Raw genomic sequence first — 19908 nt, forward strand, 5'->3', positions numbered from 1 at the left:
GCCTGCCATCTTCAACATACTTATTGCATCGCCGCAGCGGGGCGCGGCTGGCGGCCCGGCAAAGGGGCGGGCAGGCGGGTCCCGCTGCCGATCAAGCCGCGCTGCGCGGCCACGACCACCGCGTGGGTGCGCGCAGTAGCGTCGAGCTTGCTCATCAAGCCCTTGACGTGGGTCTTGACGGTTCCCACGCCAATGCCGAGTTCGCGCGCGATCGACTTGTTGCAGCAGCCACGGGCCAGCAGTAACAGCACATCCGTTTCCCGGCCGGTCAGCGATTCCCGGCTCAGGCTGTCTGCGACACAGCGCGTGACCGCCTCGGCGAGATAGCGCATGCCCTGGCCCAGCTGTTGTACGGCCCGCACCAGTTCCTCCGCCGAGCAGCCCTGCAGGAGGTAGCCATGCACACCGCTGTCCATGGCCGTGCGCACCTGCCATTCCTTGTCGAGCTGGGTCACGATCAAGACACGGGGCGCGGCGCTGGAACGGTCCGGCGACAACTGCCTGGCCAGCATGATACCGCTATCGTAATCGGCAATGATCACGCGCGCATGGGCCTGGCCGTGCGGTTGCCGGTCCTGCAGCGTCAGGTGGAATGCGCCATGCTCGGCGAGCAGGGCATGGAGGCCGGCCGTCATGACGGCATCGGCGTGCATGATGTGGACGGATGGCTGGTTGGCTTGCATGGTCGTTCTCCTGTTCCGCAACAGCAGATCGCTGTTGCTTCTCATGCATTCATAATGAAACTGCAATGCGGAGAAGGCAAGTTAAGTGATGTTAAAAGCGTTAATTCGCCGTGCCGCGTGAGGCCGGGATACAGCGTTTGACAACGCACCGGGAGCCTGCGGCAGTCAGCTAGCGTAATTCGCCAACGCGACGATACCTGGCAGCGTGCGGCTATCCATGCCGCACGCTGCGCTATTTCGGGGTGCCGGTCGCGGCAAGCCAGCGGGCAGCTTCCTCGCTGCCACCTTGCGCCAGCGAGGCCAGGCGCAACACCGCCTTCGGATGCCGGTGCTCGGCCGCTTGCGCATACAGTGGCCAGGCCTTGTCGGCCTGGCGATCGCCACCATCGCCGGCACGGTGGTACATTTCAGCCAGCTGGAACGCCGACTCGGCATCGCCGGCACGGGCCGCTTCCTCGAACAGCCGCATCGCTTCGCCGCGGCGCGGTGTCTTGTTTTGGTAAAGCATGCCCAGTTCACGCTTGGCCACGACGGAACCTTGTTCGGCCCACTCGCGCAGCCTTCGCTCGGCCGCGGCACCGCCATGCGCGCTCAGGCGCTGCGCCACCGCCTCGATGACAGATGCCGGCGGCACCGCGCCTTCCTTCGCCTGGCAGGCGATCAGCGCGCCCACCATGACCAGCACCGACGAGATCAAAGCGCCGGACTTGTTGAATGATTCCATATTGTTCTTATTGCCTTATCAAGTCTGCACTACGCAAGTCTGCACTGCGTCTGCATCGCGCTTGCACTGCGGAAACGGCCTGGCGGAGCGCATCAGCGCCGCTATGCTGCAGCATCCAAGCTGCAACATCCATGTTGCAACATCCATGTTGCAACCTCTGCCGCGCGGTCGAAAGTCGCCAATCATACCGATTACTGTTGAGTCGGGGCGCAGCAAAGCACGCACGGAACAGGCGTACCGGCCAGGCTGGCGCTACCCGGCGTCCGGCCCACCGCGACAGATGGGTCCGGAACGCTGTCGATCTTAGCATGTTGATTTTACGGAAAGGCGCAGGCGCCACGGGGAAGTGGGTAACAATTGTAACGAGACGTTAGTACAGCCCAGTCTGCATAACGATCGGCACATCTAGCCACGCTGCGCGCAGCAGAGGCTTCAGTGCTGGTGGCGCCCGCCAGTCTTGCTTACTCGCGTTGCGCAGCGCGGCCGGCGTGCTGGTCGAGCCACGTGCCTGCATGGTCCATCACGAGCCGCAGTTCGCTTTCCGCGGCGGTGAACAGCAGGGGAATCTCGATTACCCTGCCTTCGGCCAGGGCCAGTTCCAATGCCAGGCAGGCGCCCACGAAGCGGCTGGCGCCGAGCTCGCTGACATCGTGCCGAAGGTTGTGCAGGACACGGCGCGCTTCCATGAAGCGCGCCTGTTGGACCGCCTCGCCCGCCAGGTTCAGCGGATCGATGCCGTTGCCGATGCAGGCGCGCACGCGGCGCACCACCTTGGCCATGGCGCGCGCGTCTCCGCCCATCTGGTCGACCAGCTCGTCCACGCAAAAGATCGCGTCGTCCGAGGCACTTGCATAGGCCGTCATGAAACCTCCCGTTCGTTGAATGTCCAGTAGCGCCCTGCGGGAACATCCACCGCCCGAAGACCGGCGCGTTGCGAAGGCGGCAGTTGCCCGGCGATCAGCTGCTGCATGTCCGCCAGCGCCGAGCGGCGCCCGGTATCGTGCGAAGCGCGGATGAGACTGGTATCGACATCGCTGGCGTCGATCGTCTCCACGCCCGGCGCCATCACCAGTGCGTCGCCACTGTCGCCGGCACGCGGGTAGGGCCGCGTGCGCTGCGCCACCTGCAGCGTCTCGTCGCCGGATGAGGCATACAGCGTTATCCGGCTGCCGACCGCCGCCAGCGCCGGCGCCAGTTCACCGCGGAACACCGCCGCCTCGAGGTCGGGTGCCGCCAGGATGATCTCGCGCAGCCGCGGTGCCAGGTCGGGACGGTCACGCGTGAGCGCAGCCACCACGCGCGCCAACGCCCGGGCGCCCATCCCGTGGCCCAGCAGGTATACCTGGTCGACCCTGGTTTGCTCGACCAGCCCGGTCAGGAAGGCCGCCAGATGCGGCAGCGTCCATTCCACATTCGACTCGTCGACGGCATAACCGGACAGCCGGCCTTGCGAGGGCCAGCTGTAGAACACCGGCACGCCGGCAAAATGCAGGTCGCTGGCGATCTGCGCGGTACGGCGCGCGGCATCTTCGAAGCTCACGCGGTAACCGTGCACGAACAGCAGGGCGCTGCCGCCCGCCCTGGCGACGGCATCGGCCACGGCGGGGAAGAATGGCTGAGGCGCCGTCACCTCCGCACGCAGCAGCACCGCGTGGCCGTCCGGATCGGGCCGCGCGTGGCGCCGCAGCTGTGTCGGCAGTGCCGGTCGGTCGGGCAGGGTGTCGTGCCCGATGCCGACCTCGCAGCTACCATAGCTGAGTTCGCCACGTGCGGCGCCGAACTGGCGTGCCGGGTGCCGGTCGCCGGTCGGCTGCCGGTCGGTGGCAAAGAACACTTGCAGCACCACGCCTTGCCGGTCCACCGCGGCGGACGGACGCAGTGCACGGCGCCGGTCCACTTCATCGACCAGGTTGCGCGCCGCCGCCCGCAGATAACGGTCGCCTGCAAGCCCCGCGGCGGCCAGCGCATCGGAAACGGCGAACTGGCGCGACAGCGAGCCAGGATCCTGTTCCAGATCGGCGATCGCTTCATCGACCCGGGGCGACTTGCCCGCCAGGCGCGATTTCAGCATCGTGTACGCGGCATCCATGCCCCCATCGGCGATCGCGGCGGTCATTGCGGTGGTGATCACATCCATGAGAGCTTGCTCCGGGCTGCGGTAGGTCGTATCTCACCACAGCCCGCATTGCAAGTCCAGTCGGAAGTCAAGCGTGCCGCGCCTGTACGCCAGGGCCGCGATGCTGGCGCTTCCGTGCTGGCGATTCGGTGCTGGCAATTCAATGCTGGCGACGTGCGCCCGCCGCGCGCCGGCTCTCGCCACCGGATTTGTTTTGTAAATGAGAACGGTTTGCATTATCATCCCCCTCTTCACCAAGTTCCGCATACCGTCATGACCCCTGTCGCCGTCCGCCGTTGGGCCTGGATCCACAAATGGAGCAGCCTGGTCTGCACCGTCTTCATGCTGCTGCTTTGCATCACCGGGCTGCCGCTGATTTATCACCACGAGATCGGCCACCTGCTCGGTACCGAGGTCGAGGCGAAACCCATGCCGGCCAACACGCCGAAGGCCAGCATGGATGCGATCGTTGCCGCCGGCATGGCAGCCTATCCCGGCAAGAAGATGATGTACGCGTTCCAGGAGGCGGATGAGCCGAACCTGTGGCACCTGACGCTGGGCGACCATGGCACCGATGAAAACTACAAGGCCACCGCGGTCGATGCGCGCACCGCCGAAGTGCTGCCCACGCCGCAGTTCGAAGGCAGTTTCATGTCCGTCATGTTCCACCTCCATGTCGACCTGTATGCGGGCTTGTGGGGCAAGCTGTTCCTCGGGTTGATGGGGTTCCTGTTGCTGGTGGCGATCGTCTCGGGCGTGGTGCTGTACGCGCCCTTCATGCGCAAGCTGGAGTTCGGCACCGTCCGCCGTACCCGCACCAACCGTACCAAATGGCTGGACCTGCACAACCTGCTGGGCATCGTTACCCTGACGTGGCTGTTCGTGGTCGGTGGTACCGGCATGATCAATACGTGGGCCGACCTGATGCTGAAGTACTGGCAGTCGACGGAAATGGCCGACATGGTCGCACCCTACAAGAATGCCGCGCCGATCAGGGAGTTCGGATCGCTCGCGGCGTCGGTGGAGCGGGCCCAGGCCCTGGAGCCGGGCATGAAGGTGGGCTTCATCGCCTTCCCCGGCACGCCGTACACGAGCGAACACCACTATGGCGTATTCATGCATGGCGACGAACCGCTCACATCGCGCCTGTACAAGCCCGTGCTGATCGACGCCCAGACCACGGAAATCACGGACAGCCGCGACTTGCCGTGGTATCTGACCGCGCTGCTCGTCTCGCAGCCCCTGCACTTCGGCGACTACGGTGGCCCGGTATTGCAGTTCCTCTGGGCGGTGCTGGACGTGCTGACGATCATTGTCCTCGGCAGTGGCCTGTACCTGTGGGTGAAGCGGGGCGTGCCCGTTCCGGTGCGCGCCACCGAAGAGGACGGCTCGGCGGCCGAGGTGGCTGGCGTGCCGGCACTGGCCCGCGGAGAAGCGCGATGAGCCCGGAATTCCTGCGCCTGTGGGGCATGCCGATCCTGCTGGGCATCCTGACCGCGGTCGGCCTGGTCGCCGCACTGCTGGGAGATGGCTTGTGGGACGCTGTTTCCGGCGTCGCCCTCGGCTTGCCGGTATTGCTGGGCATATGGCACAGCCTGCGCCGGCAGGAACGCGTGCAGGATCGGCGGCCGGGTCGCTAGGCCGGCGCCTGGTGGACATCGTTCCCTAGGGCTCCGGCAGAGGCGGCAGTTCGGCGATGATGCGGCCATACTCGGCGGTCGCGTCGGCCAGCGGGGCGCGCTGGAACGTTACCTGCAATTCCAGGGTCTCCAGCCTGGCGGCGCCAGTCTGGCAGCGTGCCAGGCGTGCCGTGACTTCCTGCTGCCTGTGAAGATTGGCCGCAACGGCCGCCAGCAGCGAACAGATGCTGGCCACGCCGCACAGGATGCGCCAGCTCGGCGTGTCCGGCCCCGCGGACCCCAGCGCACGGGTGAGTTCGGGCCCACCCAGGGCCGGCGCAGCCGTCAGCACCGTTGCCACGGCGCTGGCGATCACGCTCAGCAGCGTCAGCGCATTGTCGCGGCGGTGCAAACCTTCGCCCGCCTGGCGAACGGCCAGCCGCTTGGCGCGCACAATGGCCAGAAAGGCGCCGCGCTCGGCGTCCGATGACGCCGCATCCGGCCGGGGGTGTTCGTCACGCCGCTGTCCCGGACCGTGGCCGGATGCGTTCCCGGATTCGCTCCCCGGTCCATTGCCACGCTCGTCTCCGGGCGCATGCATCGATCCTTGCATCGATTCCTGCGTAGGTTCCCGCATAGTCCTCCCGCCGGCTGGTCCGCGCTTCCTTCAGCATAGTGCGAACGGCCGACAAGTCCAGCCGCCTACTGCCGGGGATCGCCGTGCTGCTGGGCCAGCGATTGCAGCATCGGCGGTGCCGCCACCGGCGCCACCGCTTCCGGCAACGGCATGCGCACCGGTTGATCGTCCGCGCCGGGCATGGCTTGCCACTGGGGTGCGTCGATGCCTTCGAACACGCGGCGCAGCTGCTCGCCCCAGGTGCCGCGCAGCATCTGGAAATAGGCGTTCTTTTCATCGATCGTGACGAAGCGTGTCACGGCCAGGCTGTCGGCCTGGTAGGCCAGCAGGTCCAGCGGCAGGCCCACGGAGATGTTCGAGCGCAGCGTCGAGTCCATCGAGATCAGCGCGCACTTCACGGCGTCGTCGAGCGACGACCGGGGCGTGACCACGCGGTCGATGATGGGTTTGCCGTACTTCGCCTCGCCGATCTGGAGATAGGTGTTCTCGTCACGCGCCTCGATGAAATTGCCGGCCGAGTAGACCTGGAACAGCCGGCATGCTTCGCCGCGGATCTGCCCGCCGAAAATGATCGACACATTGAATTCGATATTGAACTGCGCCAGCGCCTGCGCTTCGCGCTGGTGGATCGCGCGCACCGCCTCGCCGACGATGCGGGTCGCCTCGTACATGTTCGGCGCGGTCCAGATGGTAAAGCCGTTGAGGCCCACGTGATCGTGCAGCAGTTGCAGCACCGACTGCGAGATCGACAGATTGCCCGCCGTCATCAGCACCATGGTCCGGTCGCCCGGATTTTCAAACACGTTCATCTTGCGGAACGTGCCGATCTGGTCGACCCCGGCATTGGTGCGTGAATCGGCGAGGAAGACCAGCCCGGCGTCGAGCCGCATGGCAACACAATAAGTCATGGGATTACGCTTCCACGTTTCGTTGATGGGCCAGCCGTGCCGGGCCGCCAGGATTACTGCTGGACGATCCGGACGTCCACGTCGAGCACCTCGCCACCGCCGCCATGCCGCACGCCGCGCACCGGTGCGGCGGCTTCGTAGTCGCGGCCGACGGCGATGCGGCAATACGCGTCCGTCATCAGCCGCGAGTGGGTCACGTCGATGCTGATCCAGCCATCGTAGCCGGGATCGCTGGCCCACGCATCCACCCACGCATGGCTGGCGGCATGGCCGGTATCTTCCGGATCGATATAGCCGGAGACGTAGCGCGCCGGAATCCCGTGCGCGTGGCAGCACGCCAGGAAGATGTGCGCGTGGTCCTGGCAAACGCCGCGGCCCAGCTGCAGCGCGGTGCTGGCCGGCGTCGTCACTTCGGTCGCACCGCTTTGATACCGTACCGCACCAAAGATGTGCTCGGCCAGCTTCATCAGGTGGCGGGTGCGGGCGCGGCCATCGGGCAGGCATGCCGCCGCCAGTTCCAGGATGCCCGGCGTCGGCGCGGTGAGCCGGGTCGGCACCGTGTAGATCAGCGGCGACAGGGAATCGTTGGCGGCGATGCGGCCCTGCCACGGCACGCTGGTTTCCACCACGCCCTGGGCCACGATCGACAGCGCGCCGTGGGCCTGGTCGAGCGTCAGCATGTGCGACAGGTTGCCATAGGCATCCGTGTAGGCGTTCAGGTGGCCGGGCGCCAGCAGCTTCCAGTGCAGCGCGTGCTGCTGCGGCTCGATGCGCGGCGTCAGGTGCAGTTGCTGGATCGTGTAGGCCAGCGGTTCGGTGTACGTGTACCGGGTTTGGTGGCGGATCGACAGTTGCATGGCATCTCCTCAGGCGGCCAGGGGGACCAGGAAGTCGCGGCTCACGCGGTTCCCCAGCTCATAGATACGGCGCAGGAATTGGGTCAGGTAGTCGTGCAGACCGGCGCGCAGCAGGTCTTCGATGCGGGCAAAGCGCAGCTCCGCGTGCAGCTGCCCGGCCAGGCGTTCCGTTTCACCGGAGGTCGCGTTGCGTACCTCGCGCAGGTTGTTGACGAGCGCTTCCATGCAGGCCAGCAGCGAACGGGGCATGTCCGCGCGCAGCATCAGCATCTCGGCCACCCGTTCGGGCGTGATCACATCGCGGTACATCTTGCGGTAGATCTCGAATCCGGAAACGGAGCGCAGCAGCGCCGCCCAATAATAGAAATCGCGCCGGCCGCGCTCGTCGCCGTCGCCGTGGTACTTGACGTCCAGGATGCGCGCCGTATTGTCGGCCCGCTCGAGAAACGTGCCGAGGCGGATGAAGTGCACGGCTTCGTCCTGCAGCATGGTGCCGATCGTCACGCCGCGCGACAGGTGCGAGCGGTACTTGACCCATTCGAAGAACTGCAGCGGATCGCGTTCGTGCAGGCGGTCGCGCAACTTGAACTGCAGGTCCAGCCAGGTCTGGTTCTGCACTTCCCACACTTCCGTCGTCAGCGTGCCGCGCACCGCGCGGGCGTTCTCGCGGGCGCCGTTCAGGCAGGCCGCGATGGACGATGGATTCAACGGGTCGCGCACCATGAAGTCGATCACGTCGCGCGGCACCAGCGCCCCATGGCGGCTGTCATAGGCGTGCTGCAGTTCCGAAATGCCCAGCATGGCGCGCCAGGCCTGCTGCGCATCCGCTTCCGACTGCGGCAGCAGCGCGGTCTGCACGTTCACGTCCAGCATGCGGGCCGTATTTTCGGCGCGCTCGGTATAGCGGGCCATCCAGTACAGATGGTCGGCGGTGCGGCTCAGCATCTTGTGTCCCCTTAATGTTCAGTTTTCCAGCACCCAGGTGTCCTTCGTGCCGCCACCCTGCGAGGAGTTGACGACCAGCGATCCTTCCTTCAGCGCCACGCGGGTCAGGCCGCCGGGCACGATCGAGGTGGTCTTGCCGGACAGGACGAACGGGCGCAGGTCGACGTGGCGCGGCGCCACGCCCGAGGCCACGAAGGTGGGGCAATTCGACAGGGCCAGCGTCGGCTGGGCGATGTAGCCTTCCGGCCGGGCCAGCAGGCGGGCGCGGAACTCCTCGATCTGCGCCTTGGTCGAGGCGGGTCCGACCAGCATGCCGTAGCCGCCGGCGCCATGCACTTCCTTCACCACCAGGTCGGGCAGGTTGGCCAGGGTATAGCGCAGGTCCTCGCTCTTCCTGCACTGGTAAGTGGGCACGTTGTTCAGCACCGGCTGTTCGGACAGGTAGAACCGGATCATCTCCGGCACGTAGGGATAGATCGACTTGTCGTCCGCCACGCCGGTGCCGATGGCGTTGGCCAGCGTGACGCGCCCGGCCCGGTACACCGACAGCAGCCCCGGCACGCCCAGCGACGAATCGGCGCGGAACGCCAGCGGGTCGAGGAAGTCGTCGTCCAGCCGGCGGTAGATCACGTCGACCCGGCGCGGGCCGCGCGTGGTGCGCATGTACACGGCGTTGTCGTTGACGAACAAATCCTTTCCTTCGACCAGTTCGACCCCCATCTGCTGGGCCAGGAAGGCATGCTCGAAATAGGCCGAGTTGTACATGCCGGGGGTCATTACCACCACGGTCGGGTCGGATGCGCCGACCGGGGCCACCGAGCGCAGGTTGTCCAGCAGAAGATCGGGATAATGATCCACGGGCGCCACCCGGTGCCGGGCAAACAGTTCCGGATACAGCCGCATCATCATCTTCCGGTCTTCCAGCATGTACGACACACCGGAGGGCACCCGCAGGTTATCCTCCAGCACGTAGAACTCGCCTTCGCCGGCACGCACGATGTCGACGCCGGCGATGTGGGCATAGATGTCGGATACCACGCTGATGCCCTGCATTTCGGGCCGGTATTGCGCGTTGCGGTAGATCTGTTCGGCGGGCACCACGCCAGCGCGGATGATGTGCTGGTCGTGATAGATGTCGTGGATGAACATGTTCAGCGCCTGTACGCGCTGTACCAGTCCGCGCTGCAAGTGGGCCCACTCGGCCGCGGGAATGATGCGGGGAATCGCGTCGAACGGAATCAGCCGTTCGGTGCCCGCGTCGTCGCCGTAGACGGCAAAGGTGATGCCGACGCGGCGGAACGTCAGGTCCGCCTCGATCCGCTTGCGTTCCAGCGCTTCAGGTGTCTGCTGGGCCAGCCAGTTGTCGAATTCCCGGTAGTGGGGCCGCACGCCGTCCGGCGCTGTCATTTCATTGTAGAACTGCACGATGGTTTTCCTCCCGCGAATGTGGAAGTTTATGCAATACACGTGCCAAGTCGCTGCACGATTGAAAATGCGCCTGCGGCGACGGTGAAAATCCTTTACAGTTGAGTTTCCTCAGTGCATCATTACGTGCCGACCCAATCAATGTCCGGCACGCGCATTTTTCCGACCACTTCACGATTGGGTTCGCATGGCCATCACCGTCCCGCGTCCGGCAACGACCGGCTCCGCACCACGTCCCCCGCAGGCCGATACCCGGCATGTGTGGGCGGGCGCGTTCGCGGTCGGCAGCGGCGACATGGTCCTGACGGCGCTGCTGGGTTCCTGTGTCGGCATCAGCATCATCTGGCGCCGCAAGAAGCGCTGCGCGCTGGCGCACTGCCTGCTGGGGGATGCGCCCGCCGGTGACACGGGCGTCGACGTCCGCTATGTCAGCAATGCCGTGCCGGCGCTGCTGCGCAGCCTGGGCGCGCGGCCCGCCGACTATGCGGAACTCGAAGTCGTCGCGGCAGGCGGCGCCAGCCTCTTCGAACGCCTGCCGTCCCCGATGCGGGTCGGCGAGCGCAACGTGATTGCCTTCGAACGCGCCATGGCGGCATACGGCCTGCGCGTGGTCCATCAGTTCCTCGGTGGCAGCCACGGTTCGCGCATCACACTCGATTGCGCCACGCTGACCTACGACACGCGCCGCCTCGGCCCCGCCTGAGCGCACCGTTACAATGGCGCTTTCGCTCGTCTGGGAGGAAGCATGAAAGCCATCGTTACGGGACACAGCCGGGGGCTGGGGGAGGGCGTCGCGCGCGCGCTGCTGGCGCGTGGCGCGCAAGTCATGGGCATTGCCCGGCACGGTAACCAGGCGCTGCCCGCGATGCACCAGGTCGCGCTCGACCTGGCCGACGCGGCCGCATTGCAGGCCTGGCTCGCAGGCGGCGAACTGGCCGCGTTCCTCCACGGCACGGACAGCGCACTGCTGGTGAACAACGCCGGCGTCGTGCAACCCGTCGGCGCGCCGGGCACGCAGGGCGCGGCGCGGCTGGCGCTGGCCGTGTCGGTGAACGTGACCGCGGCCCTGGTGCTGACGGACGCCTTCGTGGCTGCAAGCAACGGCTGCGCCGACCGCCGCGTGGCGCATGTCTCCAGCGGCGCGGGCAGGGCACCCTACAGCGGCTGGAGCACGTATTGCGCCACCAAGGCGGCGCTGGACATGCATGCCCGCGCCGTCGCCCTCGACGCCATTCCCGGCCTGGCAATTGCCAGCGTCGCGCCCGGCGTCATCGACACGGCGATGCAGGAAGAGATCCGTGGCACGCCAGAGCGCGATTTCCCCGCGATCGGGCGTTTCATGGCGCTCAAGCGGGATGGCGCACTGGCCGATCCCCTCGTCGCCGGCGCGCAACTGGTCGACTACCTCCTCGATGCGCGGTTCGGCACGTTGCCGCTGGCCGATCTGCGCGACCCGGGCTAGCACGGGGCACGTGACATCCGGTCGGGCGGGATCGCCGGTTCCGGACCGCCGGTTTCAGGCAAGGCGCTGCGCAATGACGAAATGACGAAATGACGAAATGACGAAATGACGAAGCGGCGGACCGGCACACCGGCAAGGTCTCACGGCACGCTGGCCGCCAGCCTGCTCACCAGAGCCAGGTCGCCGCCCATGCCGGGCCACGCGAAGCGCGCGCCGTCGGTGGCCGCGCCGGTGAAATCGCCGCGCCGGCAGATGCTGCGGGCAAAGTCGGCACCGTGTGCGCGCGCATGTTGCATGCGCGCGCCGATCAGGCTGCAGAAGGGGAAATGCGCATTGTCGAGCACGCTGCCAGCCAGGTCGCAGGTGCCGAAATCGGCGCGCACGAAGCGGCCGCCCGACAGATCGGCACCGGCCAGCCGGGCGCCGTGGAAGTTGCAGTCGACAGCGCGTGCGCCGCGCAGCAGCGCGCCATGCCAGTCGGTGCCTGCGGCGGCCTGCAGCCCGTCGAGCTCGGCGTGTTGCCAGTTGCTGCCCGCCAGGTCGGCGCCACTGAGCGCGCAGCCGCGCAGGCGGGCCTGGCGGAAGTCGGCACGGGGCAGCTGCGCGCGCAGTGCCAGCACCTTGTCCCAGCGCACGGCGCGCCAGCGGCTGGCCTCGGCGTGGGCATCGAGCAAGACCATCGATGTCGCCCGGCTGCGGTCCAGTACGGCGTGGTTCAGCGTGATGCCCACGGCGACAAACTCGTCGAGCAGCGCATCGCTCAGGTCGGCACCGGGCCAGCATGCATCGTTGGCCCGCACGCCCCGCAGCGAGGTGCCCCATAGCCGCGCATGTTCGGCGCGGCTGCCATCGAGGCAGGCGCCGTCGAAGCGCGCACCCGAACAATCCGCGTCATCGAGCAGCACGCCGGTCAGCAAGGCATGGCGCAACAGGGTGCCGCGCAGGCTCGCGCCGCGCAGGTCGGTCCGTTCCAGCACCGCGCCGGAAAGATCCGCTCCGTCGAGCACCATGCCGCGCAGGTCGGCACCGGACAGGTCACGGCCGGCCATCGGCGCGCCGGCCCGCAGCAGGTCGCGCAGTTGCTCCGCGGCGGGCACGCGCGCCGGCAGAAGCGGACCGCAGGGGGAGGGGCGGCGCAGCCGCCCCCACAGCGCTGATGAAAGGATGTTCATGACCGGGCTCCAGCGTGGGATACATGTCGGACACACGCGCCGATTATGGACCTGTCACCCCGATCGATTAAGCCCCCGGCTCAGCCAGATGCAATAGTTTTGATAAATCGCAAACGATTTTGGGGAACTTTGCTGCGCAAGTGAATCAGAAGCTGCGCGTATAACTTGCCGAATACGTGCGGCTACGGCCGGCAAAGTAGGACAGCGGATCCTTCAGGTACACCGATTGCGGGTAGTAGCCGATGTACTGCCGGTCCGTCAGGTTGTCGATGCCGAGGCCGAAGCGGCCCCAGCGCGTGTCCCACGTGGCCGCCATATCGGCCAGCGTGTAGCCGCGGAAATGCTCTTCCAGGCTGATGGGGCCGGCCATCCGGCCGATGTTGATGTCACGATCGGCCAAGCGGGTCGCCTGCAGCCGCAGGCGCGTGCCCGGCAGCGGCTGCCAGTTGGCACCGAGCACCAGCTTGTCCGGGCCCTGCGCGCGGGCGCCCAGTGCCAGGTCCATCGGCGCCCCGGCGCTTGCCGCGGTCTTGCCCATGGTCCGGGCATACGTGGCGAACGCCGACAGCGTGGCGGTGGCCCGCAACTCGGTGGAGACTTCCCAGCCGCGCACGGTGGTCGGCACGCGGTCCAGCACACCGAGGCCTTCGGCGTTGATCCGCAGCACGGTGCCCAGTTCCGAGCGCGAGTCGTAGAACGATGCGCCGGCGCTGCCCCGCGCGCCACGCCAGTTGATGCCGATTTCCTTGCTGCGGGTGATGACCGGCTGCAGTTCGAACAGGGTGTCGACCGACTGGCCGGGGCGGTTCACGCCGCGCAGGACAATACCCACGTCCGGCAAGCCGAAGCCTTCGGAGGACGACACGAACGCCGACCATGCGGGGGCGAAGCGCCACACGGCGCCGATGTTCTTGACGGCCTTGTCGAACGAGCGTTTGCCGCCGCCCACCGCCACCCCGCCGTACGACCACAGCGTGGTGTAGGGGTCGACGTCTAGCCGGGCGGATTCGCGGCGCACGCCGCCGCGCACCGTGACCGGGCCGGCTTCGTACTCCAGTTGCACGAACGGCGCGGTCGACGTGAAGTCGAGGGTCGGCACCCAGGTGCGGTTCGTCAGCGCCATGCGCTGGCCACTGCGGTCGCGCAGGTAATCGAAGCCCAGCGTGGCTTCCAGTCCCGGCACGGGCAGGTCCTGCCGCACCCACGTGATCCTGGCGCCATGCTTGTCGGCGTTGATTTCGGATTGGTCGAACAGCATGCCGACCGGTGCCAGGCGGGCATCCTGGAACGTGATCGTGTTGCTGCCGCCGTACAGTGCCGTGAAATCCTGGCTGAACACCTGTACCGCCAGGGCGCCACCGAGCAGCGAAGCATGGCGGTAATCCAGGCTGGCGGTGCGCACATCGTTGCGGGCCGGATTGCCTGGCGGGCGCCCCGGCACCGAGGACGTGGGGATGCCGCGGCCGAAATCGGCAGGCACCGTGCGGTAATCGAGCTCGCCGCGGAAAATGAAGCGGTTGATCGTCAGCTGCAGGCGCTGTTCGCCGATATCGCGGCCCAGCTTGAGGAACACGTCGTGCCCGCCCGCATCGAGGGTATCGCCTTGCAGCGCATCGATGCCGATCCGGCGGCCGCTGCCGTCGTAGGCCATGCCGCGCCGTTGCACGCTCGCGTAGCCGAACAGATCGAAGGCGCCGGACTTGTGCGACACCGACAGCCCGGTTTTCCAGTCCAGGTTGTCATGGCGGAATCCCGTGGCCGCCCTGGCGTGCACGGCGACCGTGGTCCCCGGTTGGCGCGGCGTCTTCGTGATGTAGTTGATGATGCCGCCGGTGGCGCCCATACCCTGCATGGCCGAGGCGCCGGCGATCACTTCGATCCGTTCGATGATCGCCGTATCGGCGAAAAAACCCTCGCGCATGCCGGCGCGCAGCGGATTGGACTGCGGAACGCCATCGAGCAGGATCAGCGGTGTGCGCCCGCGCAGCGATTCTCCCGTGGAGGAAATCTTTTGCCGGCTCGGCGAATATCCCGGTATGTAGGTGGCCAGCGCGGCCGAGGGATCGTCCGCCAGCAGGTATTGCGTTTCCAGGTCGCGCTGGGACACCACCGTCACCGCGCCGGGGATCCTGTCGACCGTTTTTGCGGTCCGCGTCGCCGTGACCACCACTTCAGCGACCGGCACCTCCTGCGCCCGAACCGGCGCGTGGCCCAGCGTCACACACGCTAGCGCCAGGGCATGCGGAATCGGGCACGGTCGGACCATGTGGCGCGCTCCTGGAAATTGATGTAAAGAAAGTCGGTGATGATAGCTGTTCTGAAAAGCAACAGTAATGTGCCAGAATGCAACACTGGACGTCATACCCACCGCGATAATGTATCAAATGATCACTTTTCGCGTCTTACTGACGGATCGCTAGCCGGCGTACCTCCTGCGCCTTTCTTGTGAGCCCGACACCGCCATTGAGATTCCTGTTCTTCGGTGAAGGGGAACGACTACGATATACTACATAATACGTTGTATTATTTACTGGAGGGGGGCATGGAACCGGTTTTGACTGCGGAAGCGCAGCTGTTGAACGATGTGGATGTGCTGCGGACACGCTATTCCAACACCCAGGAGCTGTACCGTGAAGTGTGCGCCGTGATGTTTTTCCGGTATGGCATGACGCCGACGGCCAACCGGCTTTACCAGCTGGTTCGCAAAGGCAGCATGTCGGCGCCGGCGGAAGCGCTGGCGAAGTTCTGGAGCCAGTTGCGGGAGCGCAGCCGGGTCACGATCGATGGCCCGGACTTGCCTGAAAGCTTGCGCAGCGGTGCTGGCGAGTTGCTGTCCGCCCTGTGGAAGCAGGCCCAGGAGGCTGCCGGCGAGGCGCTGGCGGCGCTGCGTGCCGAAGCGGAAGCCCGCATCGCCGATGCCGCCAGGGCAGAGGAGGCCGCGGCGGTGCGCATTGCGGGCCTCGCGGCGGAGCTGGCGGCCGAGCGGGAAGTCTCCGGCGCGGCGCGCAAGGAGCTTGCCGCGCTGCGCCACCAGCTGGCCGCCGGCGAAGCGATCAACGCAAAGCTGCGCCAGCGCGTGGAGGATGCGCGCAAGGAACTGAATGAACAGCATGCCTGGTTCAGGACGGTGGAGCGCGACCATGCGGCGTCGCTCGACAAACTGCGTGTGCAGCTGCAGGCCGAGCGCGATGCTGCCGTCGCCGCCCATCGCCAGGCAGTCGAGGAGCGCGAGCGTGAGCATGCGGCCGTACTCAGGCTGCAAAAGGCACTTGAAACCGAGCGCGACGCCGGCGCGGCCGCGCTGGAAAGCCAGCGTGCCGAGCTGCGCGATGTGGTGTCGCAGCTTGCAGGACTGCACCAGCGCATCGGCATGCTGGATGGCAGTGCCACCGCCGCGGCAGCAGCGCGGGACGACGCGCTCCAGGCGCTGGCCGCCGTGCGCCGCGAACTGGCGGTGGCGCAGGCGGAAGCGGCGGCCGCTGCCGGACGCGCCGCCGCGCTGGAGACGGCTTTGCATCATGCTGCCGGCCGGGCTGGTCCAGCCGCGCCCCGCAAGCGCCAGCCAGCTGGCTGAGCATGGGCTGGCCGCGCCGCGGGGAAGCCACGGCATTGGCAGTACTGCTTCGGCACGCACGCGGGCGCTGACGGGCGGCGCCGCGTGCCGGTATGGCCGATCAGCGCGGGCATCGATCAGTTCCCCCGGCTGATCCGTTTGGCATCGTGCGCGCCGCGCAGGTGCGTCACGCTAACGCCTCGTACGTTCTCCCTGTTGCAGCTTTGGTACAAATCAGTCTCGCACTCGTGCCTGGTCGGTCGCGGCTGATGGGTGCACTGATCACCGAAATGAGCGTTTCGCGATCAAGCGGCGGATGAAATTGATCGTCCGTCGACCAAATTAAATCCTTTCAAATCAGTACCCAAGCGGCCCTGCCGCGCCTTTGAGCTGATTGAAAGAAATATAAATTGCCTAAGTAAAATCTGCTGATCGCCGCTGACATATCAAATTCGGCATCAAAAACCCCAAAAAAGTCATTGGATCGAGCTTGGTGCGGTCACTACCATTGGCCCGCAGCATCAAGTTGACAGTGGTAGCACACGTCTTTGACAAAAACTATAACGATCAGGAGATCTTCGATGACAACGATTTCGTTCGGTCACACTCCCCCATCGCAACAGATGAAAATGAAGCTGTCGGTCGCCGTCCTGGCGGGTGCCGGCATTCTCAGTAGTGCATCGGTCTGGGCCCAGAACGCCCAGGCCGTCGCGGAAGCGCAGGCGACTTCGGCACCGGTCTCGGTCGTCGTCACCGGCGTGCGCCGCGCCGCGCAAAGCGCGCAGACGATCAAGCGGAACTCCGATGAAGTGATCGATTCGATCGTCGCGGAAGAAGCCGGCAAGTTCCCGGACAAGAACGTGGCTGAAATCCTCGGCCGCGTCACCGGCGTGCAAATCCGCCGCTCGGGCGGCGAAGCGGCCGACGTGATCATTCGCGGCCTGCCAGGCCTGACGACGCTGCTGAACGGCCGCGAAGTCTACACGTCCACCAACCGCAACCTGCACCTGGCGGACATCCCGACCACGATGCTGCAGCGCGTCGACGTCTACAAGACGCAGGGCGCTGAAATGGTCGAAGGCGGTACCGCCGGCGTGATCGACGTACGCACCGCGCGCCCGTTCGACTTCAAGGGCTTCTCCGCCAGCCTGAGCGGCCGCGGCGAACGTCGCGACAAGGCCGACACCACCGATCCGCAGGTGTCCGGCATGATCTCGAACCGCTGGAAGAACGACCTGGGCGAATTCGGCGCGCTGTTCGGCGTGTCGTACCAGAAGGGCCACTATTTCGATGAAGTGACCTGGAACTCGCCGCCGGACAATACGGTCACCAACAACACAAGCAAGCCCAATGCCGCGGTTACCGGTCCGGTCGACCTCGGGCATTCCAGCAACTACGGCATGCGCGAGCGTTATTCCGCCAACTGGGCTTTCCAGTTCAAGCCGGCGCGCAATGTGGAGCTGTTGGCGGAAGGCTGGTCGACCCGCATCGACCACGACCGTGAAAACCAGTTCTTCCTCGGTAACCTGGGCTGGGGGCCGACCACCCAGTACACGCTGTTCCCGGGTACCAACCAGGTCGACACGGTCACGTCGTCCGGCAACCCGTTTGCACTGAGCTCGAACCAGACGCCGCGCGACGATTCGGAAACCCACCAGGCTGCGATCGGCGCCAAGTGGACCGTCACGCCGGACCTGCGCGTGTCGACCGAGTTCGTCCGCACCACCGCGCGCTGGAAGCAGGACATGCCGATCATGGAGATGCTGGCCCATCCGACCACGATCGTCGGCCAGACCTATGTCAATGGCGGCGCGCGCTTCGACTATCCCGGCTACAACATGCTGGACCCGAACAACTACACGCTGCACAACCTCATCGACAACTGGCAGGCCTCGGGCGGCCAGTCGAAGGACTGGCGCGCGGACGCGACCTACAACAACGGCGAGGAAAGCTTCTTCCGCGAGTTCAGCGCCGGTGTGCGGATCGCCAAGCGCAGCGCCCGTTACCAGCATGAAAGCCTGAACTTCCTGCCGGCCGTGCCGGGCCTGCCGGCCGTCAGCTCGCTGCCGGGGCTGACCTGCCCGTCGCAGCGGTTCTCCAACGACTACGGCATGAACCAGTGGCTGACCGTCTGCGGCGACTACCAGCACGCCAATATCGACGCCATGCGCAAGCTGTACGGTCGCGATGGCCGCACCGCGCCGGATCCGTACTCGCTGTACACCAATAACGAGGACACCAGTGCGCTGTACGGCAAGACCCGCTTCGGCTTCAACGCCGGCCCGGTACCGGTCGAAGGCACGGTGGGCGTGCGTGTCGTCAAGACCAAGCTGGACGTGAACGGTTTCTCGAACGTGGACAACCAGCCGGTGGCCGTGAACAAGAAGTCGTCGGATACCGACGTGCTGCCGAACCTGACGCTGAAAGCCAACCTGACCGATACGCTGATCGGCCGCGTCAACGCCGGCAAGACGATCCAGCGCCCGGCCTTCGGCGACTTCAACCCCGGCATTTCGCTGGGCGCGACCCCGGACGGCCTGGGCATCTACGGCGGCAACGGCGGCAACCCGGACCTGAAGCCGGTCACGGGCAAGAACGCCGACGTGGCGCTGGAATGGTACTTCGCGCCGACCGGCAGCCTGACCGCCACGGTGTTCAAGCACAAGTTCGAGAACTACATCATCCGCTCTCTCGCGATGGAAACGTTCGACGGCAAGCAGTACCGCATGGACCGTCCGCGCAACGTCAACGAAGGCCAGCTGGAAGGCGTCGAAATCGGCTACCGCCAGTTCTACGACTTCCTGCCGGGCTGGCTGGGCGGCTTCGGCCTGGAAGCGAACTACACGTACATGAAGGGTCACTTCCTGGACGCCGGCAAGGAAGCGCCGTTCCAGGGCATGTCGAAGAACGCCTTCAACGTGGTCGGCCTGTACGAGCGTGGCCCATGGTCCGCGCGCCTGGCCTACAACTACCGCAGCCGTTACGTCGACACGTTCAACTACCGCGCGATCGCCGCCCCGATCGGGCCGATCGACCTGATCGTCGATCCGATCGAAACCGTGGATGCATCGCTGTCGTACAAGTTCAACGAGCACATGGGCATCACGCTGGACGTGGAAAACCTGACCGACCGGACGTACAACGACTACCACGGCATCGCCAGCAATCCGCGTGACGTGCGTCGCTACGACCGCGTGATCGGCCTGACCCTGCGCTGGAAGCTGTAAGCGGCGAGAGATCGCTGCGTGGGCCGCCCGCAAGGGCGGTCGCGCAGGACCAAACCAGAAAGCGCGCTGCGCGGCTCCGGCCGGCAGCGCGCTTTTTTCATTTATCCAGCGTGCCGCGTCGTCACGCCGTTTCCCGTAAAAATTGGCACTGGAATAGTTGGTATCGGCGATAACCGCTGCTAGAATGCGAATAGTTCTCATTCTAGTTCCACCCCCCATCCCGCCAGCGGCGCGCGCATGGGGGAGGAACATCGATCAACCTACCGCACACCGCCATGGCCGCCCTGACATCATCGCCGCTTCACATCGTTTCCCGCACGGCTGCCGCCGTCCTTGGCGGCTACGCCTTCACGTGGGGCGTGATTGCCTTCGGCACGGCGCTGCTGTACGCCGCGGGCATGGAATTCCACGATGCAGAGCACCTGTCCTATATCGTCGGCTTGCTGGTATTCCTGGTGGCGTTCCTGCTGACCTTCGTGGCCCGCAGCGTGTCGCGGGTGTGGCTGGTGCTGGCCGGCGGTGGCGCCTTGCTGGCCGGCGCCGCGTCCCTGCTGCAACAACAGATCGTCTGACCGGAGGT

The 19908-nt window shown here is 66.1% G+C and carries 18 protein-coding genes; 7 read left to right on the forward strand and 11 right to left on the reverse strand.

Annotated features, from left to right (window positions below; genetic code table 11):
* Nucleotides 1-20: 20 nt before the first annotated feature.
* The 4 genes from EYF70_RS12835 to EYF70_RS12850 form a co-directional block, all read right to left on the reverse strand.
* Complete coding sequence (locus EYF70_RS12835; protein WP_229420843.1) at nt 21-683, reverse strand: LuxR C-terminal-related transcriptional regulator; 663 nt, start codon at nt 681-683, stop codon at nt 21-23.
* Nucleotides 684-915: 232 nt separating this feature from the next.
* Complete coding sequence (locus EYF70_RS31245) at nt 916-1407, reverse strand: SEL1-like repeat protein (protein WP_174800401.1); 492 nt, start codon at nt 1405-1407, stop codon at nt 916-918.
* A gap of 461 nt (nt 1408-1868) precedes the next feature.
* Nucleotides 1869-2270 carry an Hpt domain-containing protein gene (locus tag EYF70_RS12845; protein ID WP_131145751.1) on the reverse strand — a complete coding sequence of 134 codons (402 nt, stop codon included), beginning with the start codon at nt 2268-2270 and terminating at the stop codon, nt 1869-1871.
* Complete coding sequence (locus EYF70_RS12850; protein ID WP_131145752.1) at nt 2267-3544, reverse strand: alpha/beta hydrolase; 1278 nt, start codon at nt 3542-3544, stop codon at nt 2267-2269. The genes EYF70_RS12845 and EYF70_RS12850 overlap by 4 nt, the downstream gene beginning before the upstream one ends.
* A 252-nt stretch (nt 3545-3796) precedes the next feature.
* On the opposite strand from EYF70_RS12850, the gene EYF70_RS12855 reads away from it, so the two are divergent.
* Both EYF70_RS12855 and EYF70_RS12860 read left to right on the forward strand, forming a co-directional pair.
* Complete coding sequence (locus EYF70_RS12855; protein ID WP_131145753.1) at nt 3797-4966, forward strand: PepSY-associated TM helix domain-containing protein; 1170 nt, start codon at nt 3797-3799, stop codon at nt 4964-4966.
* Nucleotides 4963-5163 carry a hypothetical protein gene (locus tag EYF70_RS12860; protein ID WP_131145754.1) on the forward strand — a complete coding sequence of 67 codons (201 nt, stop codon included), beginning with the start codon at nt 4963-4965 and terminating at the stop codon, nt 5161-5163. Before EYF70_RS12855 ends, EYF70_RS12860 begins: the two co-directional genes overlap by 4 nt.
* Nucleotides 5164-5188: 25 nt before the next feature.
* On the opposite strand, the gene EYF70_RS12865 is transcribed toward EYF70_RS12860, so the two are convergent.
* The 5 genes from EYF70_RS12865 to EYF70_RS12885 all read right to left on the reverse strand — a co-directional run bounded on the left by EYF70_RS12865 (nt 5189) and on the right by EYF70_RS12885 (nt 9896).
* Nucleotides 5189-5743, reverse strand: a complete 555-nt coding sequence (locus tag EYF70_RS12865; protein WP_131145755.1) for a hypothetical protein — start codon at nt 5741-5743, stop codon at nt 5189-5191.
* Between the two features lie 101 nt (nt 5744-5844).
* Nucleotides 5845-6687, reverse strand: a complete 843-nt coding sequence (locus EYF70_RS12870; protein ID WP_131145756.1) for a proteasome-type protease — start codon at nt 6685-6687, stop codon at nt 5845-5847.
* A gap of 53 nt (nt 6688-6740) precedes the next feature.
* Entirely contained in the window at nt 6741-7544 is an 804-nt protein-coding gene (locus tag EYF70_RS12875) for a transglutaminase family protein (protein ID WP_131145757.1), read from the reverse strand.
* A 9-nt stretch (nt 7545-7553) separates the two neighbouring features.
* Complete coding sequence (locus EYF70_RS12880; protein WP_131145758.1) at nt 7554-8489, reverse strand: alpha-E domain-containing protein; 936 nt, start codon at nt 8487-8489, stop codon at nt 7554-7556.
* 18 nt (nt 8490-8507) lie between these two features.
* On the reverse strand, nt 8508-9896 hold the full coding sequence (locus tag EYF70_RS12885) for a circularly permuted type 2 ATP-grasp protein (protein ID WP_371861737.1): 1389 nt from the start codon (nt 9894-9896) through the stop codon (nt 8508-8510).
* A gap of 205 nt (nt 9897-10101) precedes the next feature.
* Between EYF70_RS12885 and EYF70_RS12890 the strand changes: the two genes are divergently transcribed.
* Nucleotides 10102-10617 carry a chemotaxis protein CheD gene (locus EYF70_RS12890; protein WP_131145759.1) on the forward strand — a complete coding sequence of 172 codons (516 nt, stop codon included), beginning with the start codon at nt 10102-10104 and terminating at the stop codon, nt 10615-10617.
* 42 nt (nt 10618-10659) lie between these two features.
* Nucleotides 10660-11376, forward strand: a complete 717-nt coding sequence (locus tag EYF70_RS12895) for an SDR family NAD(P)-dependent oxidoreductase (RefSeq protein WP_131145760.1) — start codon at nt 10660-10662, stop codon at nt 11374-11376.
* Nucleotides 11377-11516: 140 nt separating this feature from the next.
* On the opposite strand, the gene EYF70_RS12900 is transcribed toward EYF70_RS12895, so the two are convergent.
* Nucleotides 11517-12548, reverse strand: a complete 1032-nt coding sequence (locus tag EYF70_RS12900; protein WP_131145761.1) for a pentapeptide repeat-containing protein — start codon at nt 12546-12548, stop codon at nt 11517-11519.
* A 145-nt stretch (nt 12549-12693) separates the two neighbouring features.
* Nucleotides 12694-14814, reverse strand: coding sequence for a TonB-dependent receptor (locus EYF70_RS12905; RefSeq protein WP_131145762.1), 2121 nt, complete (start codon nt 14812-14814; stop codon nt 12694-12696).
* A gap of 276 nt (nt 14815-15090) precedes the next feature.
* Between EYF70_RS12905 and EYF70_RS12910 the strand changes: the two genes are divergently transcribed.
* The 3 genes from EYF70_RS12910 to EYF70_RS12920 all read left to right on the forward strand — a co-directional run bounded on the left by EYF70_RS12910 (nt 15091) and on the right by EYF70_RS12920 (nt 19900).
* A complete protein-coding gene (locus EYF70_RS12910) occupies nt 15091-16122 on the forward strand; it encodes a DNA-binding protein (RefSeq protein WP_131145763.1) in 1032 nt (343 codons plus the stop codon).
* Between the two features lie 560 nt (nt 16123-16682).
* Complete coding sequence (locus tag EYF70_RS12915; RefSeq protein WP_229420844.1) at nt 16683-19328, forward strand: TonB-dependent receptor; 2646 nt, start codon at nt 16683-16685, stop codon at nt 19326-19328.
* Between the two features lie 275 nt (nt 19329-19603).
* Nucleotides 19604-19900, forward strand: coding sequence for an iron uptake protein (locus EYF70_RS12920; RefSeq protein WP_131145764.1), 297 nt, complete (start codon nt 19604-19606; stop codon nt 19898-19900).
* The last annotated feature ends 8 nt before the right edge of the window (nt 19901-19908 follow it).

This window comes from Pseudoduganella albidiflava (genome assembly GCF_004322755.1).
GTDB classification, from domain to species: Bacteria; Pseudomonadota; Gammaproteobacteria; order Burkholderiales; family Burkholderiaceae_D; genus Rugamonas; species Rugamonas albidiflava.

What these genes read in the sequence shown, in the direction of transcription:
- EYF70_RS12835 (WP_229420843.1), bottom strand. Translation starts at nt 683, where the DNA reads ATGCAAGCCAACCAGCCATCCGTCCACATCATGCACGCCGATGCCGTC.
- EYF70_RS31245 (WP_174800401.1), bottom strand. Translation starts at nt 1,407, where the DNA reads ATGGAATCATTCAACAAGTCCGGCGCTTTGATCTCGTCGGTGCTGGTC.
- EYF70_RS12845 (WP_131145751.1), bottom strand. Translation starts at nt 2,270, where the DNA reads ATGACGGCCTATGCAAGTGCCTCGGACGACGCGATCTTTTGCGTGGAC.
- EYF70_RS12850 (WP_131145752.1), bottom strand. Translation starts at nt 3,544, where the DNA reads ATGGATGTGATCACCACCGCAATGACCGCCGCGATCGCCGATGGGGGC.
- EYF70_RS12855 (WP_131145753.1), top strand. Translation starts at nt 3,797, where the DNA reads ATGACCCCTGTCGCCGTCCGCCGTTGGGCCTGGATCCACAAATGGAGC.
- EYF70_RS12860 (WP_131145754.1), top strand. Translation starts at nt 4,963, where the DNA reads ATGAGCCCGGAATTCCTGCGCCTGTGGGGCATGCCGATCCTGCTGGGC.
- EYF70_RS12865 (WP_131145755.1), bottom strand. Translation starts at nt 5,743, where the DNA reads ATGCATGCGCCCGGAGACGAGCGTGGCAATGGACCGGGGAGCGAATCC.
- EYF70_RS12870 (WP_131145756.1), bottom strand. Translation starts at nt 6,687, where the DNA reads ATGACTTATTGTGTTGCCATGCGGCTCGACGCCGGGCTGGTCTTCCTC.
- EYF70_RS12875 (WP_131145757.1), bottom strand. Translation starts at nt 7,544, where the DNA reads ATGCAACTGTCGATCCGCCACCAAACCCGGTACACGTACACCGAACCG.
- EYF70_RS12880 (WP_131145758.1), bottom strand. Translation starts at nt 8,489, where the DNA reads ATGCTGAGCCGCACCGCCGACCATCTGTACTGGATGGCCCGCTATACC.
- EYF70_RS12885 (WP_371861737.1), bottom strand. Translation starts at nt 9,896, where the DNA reads ATGACAGCGCCGGACGGCGTGCGGCCCCACTACCGGGAATTCGACAAC.
- EYF70_RS12890 (WP_131145759.1), top strand. Translation starts at nt 10,102, where the DNA reads ATGGCCATCACCGTCCCGCGTCCGGCAACGACCGGCTCCGCACCACGT.
- EYF70_RS12895 (WP_131145760.1), top strand. Translation starts at nt 10,660, where the DNA reads ATGAAAGCCATCGTTACGGGACACAGCCGGGGGCTGGGGGAGGGCGTC.
- EYF70_RS12900 (WP_131145761.1), bottom strand. Translation starts at nt 12,548, where the DNA reads ATGAACATCCTTTCATCAGCGCTGTGGGGGCGGCTGCGCCGCCCCTCC.
- EYF70_RS12905 (WP_131145762.1), bottom strand. Translation starts at nt 14,814, where the DNA reads ATGGTCCGACCGTGCCCGATTCCGCATGCCCTGGCGCTAGCGTGTGTG.
- EYF70_RS12910 (WP_131145763.1), top strand. Translation starts at nt 15,091, where the DNA reads ATGGAACCGGTTTTGACTGCGGAAGCGCAGCTGTTGAACGATGTGGAT.
- EYF70_RS12915 (WP_229420844.1), top strand. Translation starts at nt 16,683, where the DNA reads ATGACAACGATTTCGTTCGGTCACACTCCCCCATCGCAACAGATGAAA.
- EYF70_RS12920 (WP_131145764.1), top strand. Translation starts at nt 19,604, where the DNA reads ATGGCCGCCCTGACATCATCGCCGCTTCACATCGTTTCCCGCACGGCT.